Source organism: Mycobacterium gordonae (genome assembly GCF_002101675.1).
GTDB lineage: Bacteria > Actinomycetota > Actinomycetes > Mycobacteriales > Mycobacteriaceae > Mycobacterium > Mycobacterium gordonae.
In genome coordinates this window covers 1-13500 of the sequence record NZ_LQOY01000202.1, presented here as the reverse complement: position 1 = coordinate 13500, position 13500 = coordinate 1, and the positions used below count along the sequence as shown (strand labels likewise).

Annotated in this window: 13 protein-coding genes and 2 pseudogenes; 8 read left to right on the top strand and 7 right to left on the bottom strand. The window is 66.1% G+C overall.

Features of this window, described 5'->3' with window-relative positions:
• The 5 genes and pseudogenes from AWC08_RS25485 to AWC08_RS25465 all read left to right on the top strand — a co-directional run.
• Nucleotides 1–1261 (top strand): annotated as a pseudogene (locus AWC08_RS25485) (PPE family protein); the annotation flags it as partial.
• Between the two features lie 79 nt (nt 1262–1340).
• A complete protein-coding gene (locus AWC08_RS25480; protein ID WP_065137656.1) occupies nt 1341–1520 on the top strand; it encodes an antitoxin in 180 nt (59 codons plus the stop codon).
• Nucleotides 1521–1524: 4 nt separating this feature from the next.
• Entirely contained in the window at nt 1525–1962 is a 438-nt protein-coding gene (locus AWC08_RS25475) for a type II toxin-antitoxin system Rv0910 family toxin (protein WP_065137655.1), read from the top strand.
• A 74-nt stretch (nt 1963–2036) separates the two neighbouring features.
• Nucleotides 2037–2810 carry a VOC family protein gene (locus AWC08_RS25470; RefSeq protein ID WP_065137654.1) on the top strand — a complete coding sequence of 258 codons (774 nt, stop codon included), beginning with the start codon at nt 2037–2039 and terminating at the stop codon, nt 2808–2810.
• Nucleotides 2811–2837: 27 nt separating this feature from the next.
• Nucleotides 2838–3266: a hypothetical protein gene (locus tag AWC08_RS25465; protein WP_065137653.1), complete on the top strand. Its 429-nt coding sequence runs from the start codon at nt 2838–2840 to the stop codon at nt 3264–3266.
• A gap of 28 nt (nt 3267–3294) precedes the next feature.
• On the opposite strand, the gene AWC08_RS25460 is transcribed toward AWC08_RS25465, so the two are convergent.
• The 7 genes and pseudogenes from AWC08_RS25460 to AWC08_RS25430 form a co-directional block, all read right to left on the bottom strand.
• A complete protein-coding gene (locus tag AWC08_RS25460) occupies nt 3295–3768 on the bottom strand; it encodes a VOC family protein (protein WP_085088378.1) in 474 nt (157 codons plus the stop codon).
• A gap of 4 nt (nt 3769–3772) precedes the next feature.
• Nucleotides 3773–5299: a carotenoid oxygenase family protein gene (locus tag AWC08_RS25455; protein ID WP_069435262.1), complete on the bottom strand. Its 1527-nt coding sequence runs from the start codon at nt 5297–5299 to the stop codon at nt 3773–3775.
• A gap of 1 nt (nt 5300) precedes the next feature.
• Nucleotides 5301–6518, bottom strand: coding sequence for an acetyl-CoA acetyltransferase (locus AWC08_RS25450; protein WP_065137650.1), 1218 nt, complete (start codon nt 6516–6518; stop codon nt 5301–5303).
• Between the two features lie 312 nt (nt 6519–6830).
• A pseudogene (locus tag AWC08_RS25445) lies at nt 6831–8011 on the bottom strand (PPE family protein).
• Between the two features lie 56 nt (nt 8012–8067).
• Entirely contained in the window at nt 8068–8367 is a 300-nt protein-coding gene (locus AWC08_RS25440) for a PE family protein (protein ID WP_065137649.1), read from the bottom strand.
• Nucleotides 8368–8554: 187 nt separating this feature from the next.
• On the bottom strand, nt 8555–8785 hold the full coding sequence (locus tag AWC08_RS25435; protein WP_065137648.1) for a hypothetical protein: 231 nt from the start codon (nt 8783–8785) through the stop codon (nt 8555–8557).
• Between the two features lie 98 nt (nt 8786–8883).
• Nucleotides 8884–10086 (bottom strand): PucR family transcriptional regulator, encoded by a 1203-nt coding sequence (locus tag AWC08_RS25430; RefSeq protein WP_232008123.1) that lies wholly within the window; start codon nt 10084–10086, stop codon nt 8884–8886.
• Nucleotides 10087–10170: 84 nt separating this feature from the next.
• On the opposite strand from AWC08_RS25430, the gene AWC08_RS25425 reads away from it, so the two are divergent.
• The 3 genes from AWC08_RS25425 (at nt 10171) to AWC08_RS25415 (ending at nt 13336) form a co-directional block, all read left to right on the top strand.
• A complete protein-coding gene (locus tag AWC08_RS25425; protein WP_065137647.1) occupies nt 10171–11271 on the top strand; it encodes a ferredoxin reductase in 1101 nt (366 codons plus the stop codon).
• Between the two features lie 10 nt (nt 11272–11281).
• Entirely contained in the window at nt 11282–12454 is a 1173-nt protein-coding gene (locus tag AWC08_RS25420) for a fatty acid desaturase family protein (protein WP_069435264.1), read from the top strand.
• A 132-nt stretch (nt 12455–12586) separates the two neighbouring features.
• Nucleotides 12587–13336: a YoaK family protein gene (locus tag AWC08_RS25415; protein WP_069435266.1), complete on the top strand. Its 750-nt coding sequence runs from the start codon at nt 12587–12589 to the stop codon at nt 13334–13336.
• Nucleotides 13337–13500: the final 164 nt, after the last annotated feature.

Sequence of the window (13500 nt, the reverse complement as noted above, 5' to 3'; positions counted from 1 at the left end):
TGAACCGAAACGGGGTGGGGGCAATGCGGGGAGTTTGAACATCGGGTGGGGGAATACCGGTGTGGGCAATATCGGGTTCGGCAACTCCGGCAGCAATAATGTCGGGATCGGGTTGACCGGTACGGGGCAGGTGGGGTTGGGGGCGTTGAATTCGGGGTCGGGGAATGTGGGGTTGTTCAACTCCGGGTCGGGGAATATCGGGTTCTTCAATTCGGGGACGGGCAATGTCGGGATCGGCAACTCGGGGTCGTTGAACAGTGGGATCGCCAATTCCGGGACGGCGAACACCGGGGTGTTCAATTCCGGGGTGTTCAACACCGGGTGGGCCAATGCCGGCGGCTATAACACCGGCGGGTTCAACCCCGGGGACTTCAACTCCGGGTCGTTTAACCCCGGTGATGTCAACACCGGGGATTTCAACACCGGGGACACCAACACCGGGTGGGCCAACACCGGCAACCTTGACACCGGGGCGTTCATCTCGGGAGACCAGAGCAACGGGCTGCTGTGGCGCGGTGACCGCCAGGGCCTGATCCAAGCCGACTACACCCTGACCATCCCCGACATCCCGATAACCCTGGGCGGCGGCGGCCTGATCAAACTGCCGGTCACCGGGGACATCACCGGACTCACCGTCAACCCCTTCACCATTCACGCGGTGAACGGCGGCGCGATTCCGGTCAACTTCGACATCGTGGTGGACGCCAAGACCGATGGCTTCGACTTGGTGATCCCGCTGCCCGACCCGTTCCCGAACATCCGCGTTCCGGTCTCCGGTCTGCCGATCAGCTTGCAGATTCCGCTGCGCTCCGCGCTCGAACCGATCCAGGTACCGCAGATCAAACTTGCGAGCATCCCGCTCGACCTCACCGTCGGCAGCGACACGACATTTCTCACCGTCGGTCTCGCCGGAGGAAGCGGCCCGATCACCGTGCCGGTGTCCCAGCTGCTCCCGATGCCCGGTATCTGGAACTCGACCACGACCCCGTCGTCGGGCTTCTTCAACACCGGCCTAGGCAACGTGTCGGGCTTCGGCAACATCGGTGACACCATCTCCGGCCTCTGGAATGTCGGCTCGCGCATCTCCGGATTCGAGAACTACGGCGGCGAACTACTGTCCGGCCTCACCAACCTCGGCAGTGTCATGTCCGGCATCGGCAACACCAGCACCCTCGCCATGGCGGTCGCCGGGCTGGTCTCCGGCGTCGGCAACGTCGGCAACCGCCTGTCCGGCCTCTTCCTGGAAGGCAGCGTGCCCTAGCCCGTCGGCGACAAAGTAGGGTTTTCCCAGCAAAGCAGGGCTCCCGGGGGAGGAGCCCCTTGGGGAAGGGACAGCGCACATGGCATTTCTGGACAAAGCCAAAGACCTGCTCGCCCAGAACGCGGACAAGGTCGAGACGGCGATCACCAAGGCCGGAGAGTTCGTCGACGACAAGACGCAGGGCAAGTACTCCGACACCATCCACAAGGTGCAGGACGAAGCCAGGAAGATCGTCGACACCGGCGGCAAACAGAGCTGACGCGATGGCGAAACTCTCCGGATCCATCGACGTACCGCTGCCCCCGGAACAGGCTTGGACGCACGCTTCCGACCTGAACCGGTACCGGGAGTGGCTGACCATCCACAAGGTCTGGCGCAGCAAGTTGCCCGACGTGCTCGAGAAGGGCACCGTCATCGAGTCCTACGTCGAGGTCAAGGGCATGCCCAACCGCATCAAGTGGACGATCGTGCGCTACAAGCCGCCGGAGGGCATGACCCTCAACGGCGACGGTGTGGGCGGGGTCAAGGTGAAGCTGATGGCCAAGGTCGCACCCGGAGAACAGGGGTCGGTCGTCAGCTTCGACGTGCATCTCGGCGGGCCGGCGTTGTTCGGGCCGATCGGGTTGGTGGTCGCCGCCGCGCTGCGCAGTGATATCCGCGAGTCTCTGGACAACTTCGTCAGGGTGTTCGCATCGGGTTAGCGCGCCGCGCGTCCGATGAGTTTCAGGCCCGGGCCGAGTCGATATCGAGGTACCCACCAACCAAGGAGGACCTCGTGCCCGCCCCTCATGACGCGCCACTGGGCGCTCCCTGCTGGATCGACCTGACCACATCCGACGTCGACCGCGCGCAAGAGTTCTACGGAACGGTATTCGGGTGGACGTTCGAGTCAGCCGGACCCGAATACGGCGGGTATGCCACCGCCGCCATTGACGGCCGCGCGGTGGCGGGGCTGATGGCCAACAACCCCGAATGGCAGGTTCCGGACAACTGGAGCACCTACTTCCACACTGCCGACATCAACGCGTCGGTCTCGGCGATCGCCGCCGCCGGCGGCTCGGGTTGCCTGCAGCCCATGGAAGTTCCCGACAAGGGTTTCATGGCGGCGGCGACCGACCCGGCCGGTGCGGCCTTCGGCCTGTGGCAGCCGTTGCAGCACCACGGGTTTGAGGTGACCGGCCAGCCCGGCGCGCCGGTCTGGCACCAGCTGACCACACGTGATCACCGCGCCGCCCTCGACTTCTACCGTGACGTGTTCGGTTGGCGCACCGAGCGGGTCAGCGACACCGACGAATTTCGTTACACCACCGCCTGGTTCGGCGATCAGCAATTACTCGGCGTGATGGACGGCGCGAGATTCCTGCCGGAGGGTGTGCCGTCGCAGTGGAACATCTTCTTCGGCGCCGACGATGTCGACAAGACGCTGCAGCTGATCACCGACAACGGCGGCGCGGTGCTCCGGGAGGCCGAGGACACTCCGTATGGGCGCCTGGCGGCGGCCACCGATCCGACGGGTGTCGCCTTCAACCTGTCGTCTATGCGGGGTTGAAGCGCCGATTCGGTTAACCTCGCAAGCATGAGCCGCCGTCCGGACCCTGGATGGCTGGTGGCGCTGTTCGCCACAGCCGTGTTAGGCAGCGCCTGGATGCCGTGGTTGGCCACGAAGGTCAACGGCGGTGGCTGGGCGAACGCGATCGGCGGCACCCACGGCAGCCTGGAGCTGCCGCGCGGTTTTGGTGCCGGCCAGCTCATCGTGTTGCTGTCCTCGGCCTTATTGGTGGCCGGCGCGATGGTGGGCCGTGGCCTCTCGGTGCGGGCGGCTTCGATTGCCGCGCTGATCATTTCGCTGCTCGTCGGTGCGTTGATGGTGCTGTACTACCAACGCAACGTCAATGCGCCGGTATCGGCCGAGTACGGGTTGTACGTCGGGTCGGTGGCCGCGGGGTGTGCAGTTCTGTGCGCGGTGTGGGCGGTGGCGACCGCGGCAATCGGCGGCCGTCGTTAGGCGGTTACGGCACGCCGCAGCTCGCGACTCAGTTCGACGGGAATTCGTGCGTGCCTGAGGCGGAACTGCCGTCCGGCTCGTTGACGCCATAGACGAACGGCGCGAACACGACCTCGCGGCCGTCCGGATCCCGATAGGTGACCGCGCCCATCGCCGCCCAGTACGGATGCTGCTCGGCGCGTGGGCACGATGCCGCTTCCAGACGCGCGATCGCCGCCTGCTGGGCGTGCTGATCCGGGAAGTACAGGCACAACTGTTCGTGCGGATCCACCGCGACCGGCTCGACCGACTCGACGATCTCCATCGTCAGGTTCCAGCTGGGCAGCCCGAAGATGGCGCCGTTGCTGCCGTAACTGTCGCCGAAGGTCTCGTGTAGCGGCAGTCCCACCAGTTCGCGGTAGAACCGGACGGTGTCGGCGAAGTTCGACGAGCGTCGGGCGAATCGGATGGAGCCGATTGATGCCAACGACAGGGGCCAGTGGGTGGTGCGGTGCTTGCCCACGTGTTCACAGCCCCACTGCGTCTGCCGCCGTCTCGGCGCGATCCCACCGCCTCAACTCGGTGCCGGGCACCCACGTCGAATGGGTACCGCTGCAAATGCGTTCCGGCAGCGCCAGTTTGCACACCGGCCCGTCGCTGACCCGGGCCGCGTCGAAAACGAGGCAGTAGGAGGCGTCGGCGTTCATGTCGGTGGTCAGGGTCACCAGGTAGCCGTCGTCCTCAGCGCCGCTGCCGCCCACTCGGGGAGCCATCGCCGTCTCGCTCCCGTAGACACCGTCGCCCAACGCGTAACGCTCCTCGCGGCCGGTGAGCAGATCGTGCTTGACCAGTCCGTCGAACAGGAACCACCCCGGCTTGCCCGAGGCGGCGTACACATACCGGTAAGGAGAAGTTGCGTAATCCGCGTTGATCATGCCGAACTCGGTAATCGACTCCGACAGCGATTCCTCCTTGACCGCACCGGTGACCAGGTTGAACCGCCACCGGTGCAACCTGGCCTGCATCCGGTCCAGGGCCAGGAAGCGAAATAGCTTCTCCCACTTGCCGGCCGGCCCCGCACCGCTTTCCAGGGGCTGCGGTGCGCCCTCGTAGAAGCCGTCCAGCACGATCTCATCGCCGTCCTCGTAGGCGTTGGTGAAGTGCAGAACGAACGTCGGGTCCGCCTCGAACCACCGGATCTCGGCACTTGAGCCGCGCCGCGGAATCACCGCGAAGCGCGACGGCATGTCCGGGTAGAAGCGCGGCAGGTGCACCTTGTGCTCGAGCAGCTGGGGATCCCAGAAGAGCGGGAAATCGTTGAGGATGGCGTAGTTCTCGGTGAACGCCATGTCGTGGGGCAGTCGGGGGCCGGGCAGCGGGATGTCGACGTAGTGGGCCAGGTCGTTGTTCTCGTCGACCACGCCGTAGTGCATGTAGGGGTCCTGCTTGCTGTAGTTGAAGAACAACAGTTCGCCGGTCTTGTTGTCCACCTTGGGATGTGCCGATACGCCCCAGTCGGCCGGAAACCCCCCGTTCCAGCTCTCCTTGCCCAGCGTGGTGCCCGAATACGGGTCGATCCGGTACAGGTCACCGCACTGGTAGAAACTGGTCAACGCGATGCCGCGGTGCACGATGACGTCGGTGCTGGACGCGTCTTTCATCAACTCGCGTGCGCCCCAGCCTTTTTCTCGCTTGGCGAACTGCACCGGCTCAGCCAGCCCGGGCCACAGTGGTTCCCCCGCTTCGTTTTCCGCCAGGAAACCGTCGGTTTGGAGAAACCGGTTGCGGTAGAACGCCTTTCCGTCCCGGAATCCGACCACGTGCAACATGCCGTCACCGTCGAACGGGTGATAGGTCTTGAATGCCGGGTGCAGCGGGTTCTCGGTGTTCCGTAGATAGATGCCGTCCAGATCGGGCGGAATCTCGCCCTCCACCGCGGTCAGGTCGTCGGCGTTCCATTCGGTCGTCTGCGGTCGCCACGGGCCGGTGCGGTAGGGGTGGTCGTCGTCCTCGGGCAGTGTCGACAGGTACTTGGCGACGACATCGACATTCATCTCAGATACCTCGCGTAGTGCTGACAACGAAGCTGACGGTGGTGGCGGTGCTGCCGCCGAAGTTCAGCGTGCCGAAGGTCCTGGCGCCCTCGACCTGATAGTCCCCGGCCGCGCCGCTGACCTGCTTGGCCGCGTCGAGCAACATGCGGACCCCCGACGCCCCGACCGGGTGTCCGCCGCCGATCAGGCCGCCGCTGGGGTTGATCGGGAGCCGCCCGCCGAGTTCGATCTCGCCGTTCTCGATGGCCTTCCAGGATTCCCCCGGTCCGGTCAGCCCGATGTGGTCGATGGCCAGGTACTCGCTGGGGGTGAAACAGTCGTGCACTTCGAACCCGTCGACGTCGTCCAGCGTCACTTCGGCGCGCCGCAAGGCGTCCAGCACCGCGGCCCGCACGTGCGGCAGCACATACGGATCGTCGGCCGCGCGGTCGAGCTTCTGGCGCAACCCCAGCCCCACCGTCCGGTGTCCCCAGCCGTCGATGCGGCCCATCGGTCTGGCCTCGGGGTGATCCCGCAGATAGGCGTCGTTGACCAGCACCACGCCCGCGCCGCCGTCGGTCATCTGGCTGCAGTCCAGCCGTCGCAGCCTCCCCTCGGTGATCGGGTTGGTCTCGTCGTCATCGGTGATCGGGTCCGGAACTGTCCAGGCCCGCGTCTGGGCGTTCGGGTTACGCCGCGCGTTGGCGTAGTTGACCGCGGCGATGGCGCGCAGATGCGTGTCGTCCAGGCCGTAGCGCCGGTCGTATTCGTCGGCAACCTCGGCGAACATCGACGGCCACAGGTACCGCGCGCCGGCTCCTTCATATCCGGTCCAGGCCGCCGCCCCCAGATATTGAGCGGCGGTGTCACCGGGCACCGTTTTCTCCAACTCCAGACCGACGACAAGCGCGCTGTCATACGCGCCGGACCGCAGGTCGGCCATCGCGGCCAGTGCCGCTACGCTGCCCGACGCGCACGCCGCCTCGTGCCGAGCAGCCGGGGCCTCCCAGAGGCCGTCGCACACCGTGGCCGGCATTGCGCCCAGATGCCCTTGTGTGGCGAACATCTCACCGAAGGCGTTGCCGACGTGGACCACTCCGACGGCCGCGGCACCGACCCCGGCCGCCGCCAGCGTGCCGTCGACGACCTCGGCGGTCAGCGCGGCGAAGTCGCGCCCCTCCCGGGTCAGGTTGCGAGCGAAGTCGCTTTGATAGCCGCCCAGAATCCACACGCCATCCATACGCGGCACGGTACTCCCAGGTCGGACCCCGCAGCACGGCATATCTGGGCGAGCCGCGACCACCGCGAGAAAAGACCCCGAAATAAAGCGGTCCCGTCGGCTCTCGGGCTGAACCGACGGGACCTGGGTGGACGTATAGGCCGGCCGATACGCCCACCTCCGTTGAACCATTGCCATCCTCGGCGAAAGGCAAACATCTCTTCTTGACAACATCCGGGCCCGCGCGGCCGAATCGGCGCCGAACTGCCCGAACGCGAAGATCTTTGGGGCGGAGCAACTGTTGACAAAAAGTTTTGACACAGTCGGTGTGACTTATTGCGTTCGGTTGCCCGTCGGACCCTGGCCGGCCGGCGGCTGCTGGATCACCACGACCGTCGGCTTGCGTTTGGGCTGCCCGTCGTCTTCGGCTGCGGCTTCGGTGCTCGCCGAACCAGTGCCCGTGCCGCCACGTCCGGCCATACCCGCCAGGGCCATGCCGCCCAACAAGGCCGCCGGCGCCGCGCCCAGGTTCGCCGGCGCGGGGCCGACACCGGCACTGGCGCTGGGCAGTGACTCGACCGCGAGCCGTATCTCCGGGGCGGCCACCGTCCAGCTGTGCGGGACCGTCAACGCTCCCACCAGAGCCGCCTGACCGACGCCGGCCGCCGCAGCGCCCCCGCCGGTGGCCGGCCCGGCATCCCGGTGGGACCCGAGCGCGGTGCCCTGAGTGGACGCGACCGCGTCATCGTCATCCGGAGTGGCTTTGTTGGTACTGCCGAAGCCGAAGATCCATGGCCGGGCGGTGTTCACCGCGGACAGTGACAAGCTCGCGGTCGCGGTGACCGCGATATAAGCGGCCGCGATGTCCAGGTCACCGATCGGGGTCGGGAGCGTGATCGAGGCGGCGGACGCCGGGATCGCGGAGGAGACGGGAGACAACAGCGCGGCCAGCCCTTTCAGTGTCTGGGCGCTGAGGGCCGGTATGCCCTCGCTTGGAGCGGCGGCTGCGGCAGCGGCGGCGGGGCGCGCCGGGTCGGCGGTCTGCGTCGGCGCGGTGAATGGCAGCAGGGTCGAGGCCGCCTCCGACGAGGCCGCATATCCCAACATCGCGGCCGCATCCTGAGCCCACATCTCGGCGTATTCGGCCTGCAGCGCCTCGATCGCGGGACTGTTCTGGCCCAGCAGGTTCGTCGCGGCCAGAGACATCAACTGCTCACGGTTGGCTGCGATCAGGGCCGGTGGCACCGTCATCGCGAACGCCGTCTCGTATGCGGCGGCGGCCGTGCGCGCCTGGGTGGCAGTTCGTTCGGCGCGCATCGCGGCCGCGCTCAACCAACCCGCGTAGGGCGCGGCCGCGGCTGCCATGGACGCTGAAGCCGGACCCAGCCACGACTCCACCGCAAGGCCGGCGATCACGGTCCCGTACGACACCGCCGCAGCATTGAGCACCGCGGCCAGACCGTCCCAGGCGTTGGCGGCGGCCAGCATCGATCCGCTCCTGGTCCTGCATACATCCGGGCCGAGTTGACCTCCGGCGGCAACAGCCCGAAATCGGTGACCAACGCGGTCCCTATCCGGCCGAGACTGCATTGGCGGCCTCGGTGACCGCATATGAACCGGCGCTGGCGGCCAGCGTGCTGACGAACAACTCGTGAATCAGCGCAGCCTGCGCGCTCATGGCGTGATAGGTCTGAGCGTGCGCGCTGAACCGCGCGGCGGTCAGCGCCGAGACCTCGTCGGCGGCAGCCGGAATGACTCCGGTAGTGGGTGCGACGGCCGCGCCGTTCTGCGCGGCGACCGCCGACCCGATTCCCTGCAGGGTCCCCGCAGCCGACGCCAACGTCTCCGGGTGGGTGACCACAAACGACATCCGCGTCTCCTTTGACCGATGGATGAACCCGAAGTGCCTGTGCCGTCCGGAGATTGGATATCACACCGGTGATGACCAATTCCGGGTTCCGGAACGTGCTAGCTGCAGGTTACTGCTTTGCTGACCTAACGGTTCAAATTTGACGGCGATGGATTGAAAGAAATTGACTGCCGGCGGCGCGGTGCCGTCAGGGCGCAGGCGGGGCCGGGGGAGCCGACAGGGCCGGCGGCGCATCCAGGGTCGAGGGCGGCGCCAGAGTGGTCAGCGGGGTGAGGGTCGTGGTCGGGGTCCCGGTGGTGTCGTTCATCGAGGTCGCCTGCTGAGGGTCGGAGCCGAGGCTCAGAGTTGCCGTGAGCGCTATGGCCGTCGCTGCGAATGCCGAGTAGATGCCGACGTACTTGATCGTTGAACTTGCCATGGTCCAGCTCCTTTGATTCGTAATACGAATCCCGAATATCCGTATTGCGGATCACAATAGTAGCTGTTCCGGCCCTGGGCAACCCCGTGTTGAGGGCTTCAGTCCGTTGGCTGAAGGCCCAGTGCGACCGTCAGCTCCAGAACTGTCCGGGGTTCGGTCAGCCGGTCGCCGTACAGGTCGCGCAGTTGACTCATCCGGTAACGGACCGTCTGGGCGTGAATGAACAGATCGGCCGCGACTGCGTCGCGCCTGCCTTGATGCAGCACCCATGAGCGCAGCGTCTCGGTCAGCCGGTCGGCCGTGTTGGGCGGCAGGGCGGACAGCGGCGCCAGCACCCGGGCGCGGAGGTCGGCGACGGCTTCCAGATCCGCGCCGAGCACCAGTTCGACGAGATGGTCGTCGGTATCGATGGCGCTGGGCCCGCTCTCGTTCAACAGCTCCCCGGCCCGCAGGGCGCGATAGTAGGACGACCGGACGCTCATCCACGGCCGGGCCGGTCCCACCAGGGCCTTCCTCGCGCCCACGGCCGAGAGCAAGTGGCGCCGCGCGGCACCGGCCATGTCGGGGACCATCAGGACGGCTAGCGCCTCCGCAGGGTCGACGCCGGGCAGGTCTTCGGCCAGCTGCAAGGTGGACTGGCCGAATTGTGCTGCCAGGCCACGAGTTTGGGCCAAGGGCAGCAGCACGGCGGTGAGGGTGTCCGGCGGCTGCCAGTCCGCCTGCTCGGCGGCGGCCACCAGGGTGGCCGCGGGCTCCCCGGCCAGCAGATCCTGACTCAGCCGGTCGAGGTAACGCTGGCGGGCTCGTCCGGTGGTGGCCAGCTCGTCGGCATGGCCGGAGACGCTGGACGCCGACAACTCGTCGATATAGGCGAACACCAACTCGGCGAACCTCGCGATGGTCGAAGCGGGTAGTCCCGCTGCGACCGCGGTTGCCGACAATTCCTGCCAGGCGACCTGTGCCCCCACCCGGTAGGCCGCCAGCAAGGCATCGATCGTCCGGCCCTGACGCGCCTCGCCGCGCCCGAGTTCGTAGGCACCGTCGATGGCCGGGAACAGGGAGGTGCCGGGATCGGTGTGCTCGGGGCGGGTAGCCAGCCGGAGGAAAACACCCAGCGACGTCTGCACGGCGTTCTCGATGATCTGGCCCATCCGGCCGCTGAAGGCGTCGGCGTAACTCGGCACCGCCACAGTGATCGCGGTCACGGTTCGCTCCGCCATCGCCGGCAGGATGGCCTCCAAGGCCCTGACCACGGGTTCCTCGAGTTGCAGGCCGCTGAGCCGAACTGACGAATCAGCCAAATTTATTCCTTTCGAACAAATTAAGCCCGATCTTTCACGCTCTGCTGTCAAGACTTTACATCCAGTGACAACGACTATGGAGTCATGACAACCGTAGCCACCCGACCTAACGTCGTCGGCGCACTGCGTGAGCGAGTGCTGAAGTTTGCCGAGCGGGTTACGACGCCGCTGGTTCCCAGCGACTACCTCGACATCATCGATCCGCTGCGGTCCGGCGCCGACTTGCGCGGGCGCATCGTCGCCGTCCATCCCGAGACCCGCGACGCCGTCACACTGGTGATCAAGCCCGGGCGGGGCTGGCGCCCGCATGTGCCCGGCCAGTACGTGCGCATTGGTGTGGACGTGGACGGCGTTCGCCAGTGGCGGGCCTACTCGCTGACCTCCAAAACCCATCGGCGCGACGGATGCATCGCGGTTACCGTCAAGGCGATCCCGGACGGGGTGGTCAGCAACCACCTGGTGCGGCGTGCCACCGTCGGGACCGTGATCCAGCTGGGTCAGGCTGCGGGCGATTTCACCCTGGGTGAGCGCCCGCCGGCCAAGGTGCTGTTTCTGACGGCTGGCAGCGGCATCACTCCGGTGATGGGGATGCTGCGGAACATGGCGAGTCTCGGCGGCCCGGCCCCGGACATCGTGGTCGTGCACTCCGCGCCCACCGCGGACGACGTCATCTTCGGCTGGGAACTGCGCATGCTGGCCCGGGAGGGCCGAATCCGGTTACTGGAAAGGCACACCGACACCGACGGAATGCTCGACGTGACGCGGCTGGGTGAACTGGTCACGGACTTCGCCGAGCGCGAGACGTGGGCATGCGGGCCGGCCGGCTTGCTCGACGCCCTCGAACAGCGCTGGGCGGCAGCCGGTATCGCCGATCGGCTGCACATCGAACGTTTCCGCCCGGCCGTCATCACCGCCGGCGACGGTGGCACCGTCACATTCGCCAAGAGCGGCAACGTGGTGGAGGCTGACGGGTCCCAAAGCTTGCTGGACGCCGGCGAGTCCGCCGGGGTGCTGATGCCGTCGGGCTGCCGGATGGGCGTCTGCTTCGGGTGCGTCGTGCCGATGCGCCAGGGCGCCGTGCGCGACCTGCGCAACGGCGACGTCACCACCGCCAACCCGGGCGACAACGTGCAAATTCAGACCTGTGTGTCCGCTGCCGCGGGCGCCTGCGAGCTCGACCTCTAAGGAGCCGAAAATGACTGCTCTGCAAACCAATCCGGCCGCCCACCTGTCCGCCGAGGACATCGAGAACCTGGGCCGTGAACTGGACGCCATCCGCGAGAACGTGCTTGCCGGCCGCGGCGAGCGCGACGCCGCCTACATCCGCGGCGTCATCGAGGGTCAGCGCCGTCTGGAGCTGGCCAGCCGCGCGGTACTGCTGTTCTCCTTGTTTCCGCCCGCCTGGCTGATCGGCACCGCGGGTCTGTCGATCTCGAAGATCGTGGAGAACATGGAGATCGGGCACAACGTCATGCACGGTCAGTGGGACTGGATGCGCGACCCCAAGATTCATTCCACCACTTGGGAATGGGACAACGCCTCACCGTCGGAAATGTGGAAGCACTCGCACAACGAGGTTCACCACACCTACACCAATGTCCTTGGTAAAGACCATGACTTGGGCTACGGAATCATGCGGGTGGACGAGGACCAACGCTGGAAGCCGTTTTACCTGGCGCAGCCCTTGTGGAATTTCATCAACGCCTGCTTATTCCAGTACGGAATCGCCGCCTACGATTTGGAGATCGGCAAATACCTGCAAGGCCGCAGCGACAAAGAGCAATTCCGGCGGCAGGGCAAGAAGGTGCTGGCCAAAGTGCGCAAGCACGTGATGCGCGACTACGTGCTGCATCCTCTGCTGTCGGGTCCGTCGGCCGTGACGACGGCGACTGCGAACCTCACTGCGAACCTCGTCCGTAATCTGTGGACCCACTCGGTGATCATGTGTGGACACTTCCCCGAAGGCGTGCAGACCTACGAGAAGACCTCGATCGAGGGTGAAACGCGCGGTCAGTGGTACTTGCGGCAGATGCTCGGGTCGGCCAACATCTCCGGAAATGCATTCCTGCACTTCATGTCTGGCAACCTGTCCTTCCAGATTGAACATCACTTGTATCCGGATCTGCCCAGCAACCGGTATCAGGAGATCGCGCCGAAGGTCCAGGAGTTGTTCGAGCGATACGGCCTGACCTACACCACCGGTTCGCTGCCGCGTCAGGTCGCCTCCGCATGGAAGAAGGTTTTCCGGCTGTCGCTGCCCAACGACTTCGGACGCAAGGCGACAGAAGCCATTTCCGAAGCCATCCAGCCGTCGGCGATCCGCGAGGTGATCTTCACCAGGCCGCGGCGGGAGGCGCAAGCCGCCTGATCCCGATATTTCCGAGTCACTATATTCAGGCCGAATTCTGATATTCCGCCGCCAGCCGTCCGGCGAACTTTTGTAAGCCGAAATGGATTAGGCTGCAACCGAAGTGGGTATTGGGCGGAGATGCAGTGGTGGATGCAACCTGCCCAGGAAGGCGGGCCGCTTCCCCGCTGGGTCGTCCTCGGTTACAGCGCCGTACTCGCTTTGACGGCCGGTTTCGTCAACGCCGTGGCCATCCTCTTGCTGGCGTTTCCGGTCGCGAACGTGACCGCTGCCACGACCCAGCTGGGGATGAACACGGCCAACCCTTGGCTCTACGAAGGGCACTTGCTGGGCGCCATCATCTTCGGCTTCCTGGTCGGGGCGGCAATCGCCGGCGCGGTGCTGGCCCCGACGCAGGCGCAGGCCGGCATGCGTCACGCCGCGTTGTTGTTCTGTGAGGCGACGCTGTTGGGTCTTGCCGCTGCCGGTTTGGAAGACACTCCGGTCCGGACTCTGTTGTCGACCCTCGGGCTCGAACAGCCGATCCTGCAAGCGGTGTGCGCCGCGACGGCCCTCGGCATGCAGAACGGGCTGACGTCGAGCTTCCGCGGTATGGCCGTGCGCACTACTCACTTCACCGGTACCATCACCGATCTCGGCTTGATGATCGGCCGTAGCCGCCAGCACGGGTTGGAGAAGTGGAAGGTCACAGTCTTGTCGGTGACGTTCGTGCTGTTCCTGACCGGCGGCGTCATAGGACTCCTGGTCGGTTCTCGGCTCGGCGGGTGGTCGCTCGTCATTCCCATGGTGACATGTCTGGCCGTGGCAGCCGGCTGCGTTGTGCACAGCCGCAGTCGCGGTGCCGAACGCGACGACGCCGTGGCGGAGTCGGTACCCGCTTGACCGGCGACCTCGGTTGCTGCCTGTGGCTGCCCTGACCGCTCGCCAGCAACGTCGAGCGCCGAGCGTTAAGTGACTGCGATTTCATGCCGGCAAATTCATACGGTCATTGCAACAACATGGATCTTAGGAGTTGCAATGCCAAGTGGTTACCCGCATCCGCCGGC

Coding starts and splice junctions, on each gene's coding strand:
- AWC08_RS25440 (WP_065137649.1), bottom strand. CDS start 8,367: ATGTCGTTTGTGGTCACCCACCCGGAGACGTTGGCGTCGGCTGCGGGG.
- AWC08_RS25475 (WP_065137655.1), top strand. CDS start 1,525: ATGGCGAAACTCTCCGGATCCATCGACGTACCGCTGCCCCCGGAACAG.
- AWC08_RS25420 (WP_069435264.1), top strand. CDS start 11,282: ATGACTGCTCTGCAAACCAATCCGGCCGCCCACCTGTCCGCCGAGGAC.
- AWC08_RS25450 (WP_065137650.1), bottom strand. CDS start 6,518: ATGGATGGCGTGTGGATTCTGGGCGGCTATCAAAGCGACTTCGCTCGC.
- AWC08_RS25435 (WP_065137648.1), bottom strand. CDS start 8,785: ATGGCAAGTTCAACGATCAAGTACGTCGGCATCTACTCGGCATTCGCA.
- AWC08_RS25480 (WP_065137656.1), top strand. CDS start 1,341: ATGGCATTTCTGGACAAAGCCAAAGACCTGCTCGCCCAGAACGCGGAC.
- AWC08_RS25415 (WP_069435266.1), top strand. CDS start 12,587: ATGCAACCTGCCCAGGAAGGCGGGCCGCTTCCCCGCTGGGTCGTCCTC.
- AWC08_RS25455 (WP_069435262.1), bottom strand. CDS start 5,299: ATGAATGTCGATGTCGTCGCCAAGTACCTGTCGACACTGCCCGAGGAC.
- AWC08_RS25465 (WP_065137653.1), top strand. CDS start 2,838: ATGAGCCGCCGTCCGGACCCTGGATGGCTGGTGGCGCTGTTCGCCACA.
- AWC08_RS25425 (WP_065137647.1), top strand. CDS start 10,171: ATGACAACCGTAGCCACCCGACCTAACGTCGTCGGCGCACTGCGTGAG.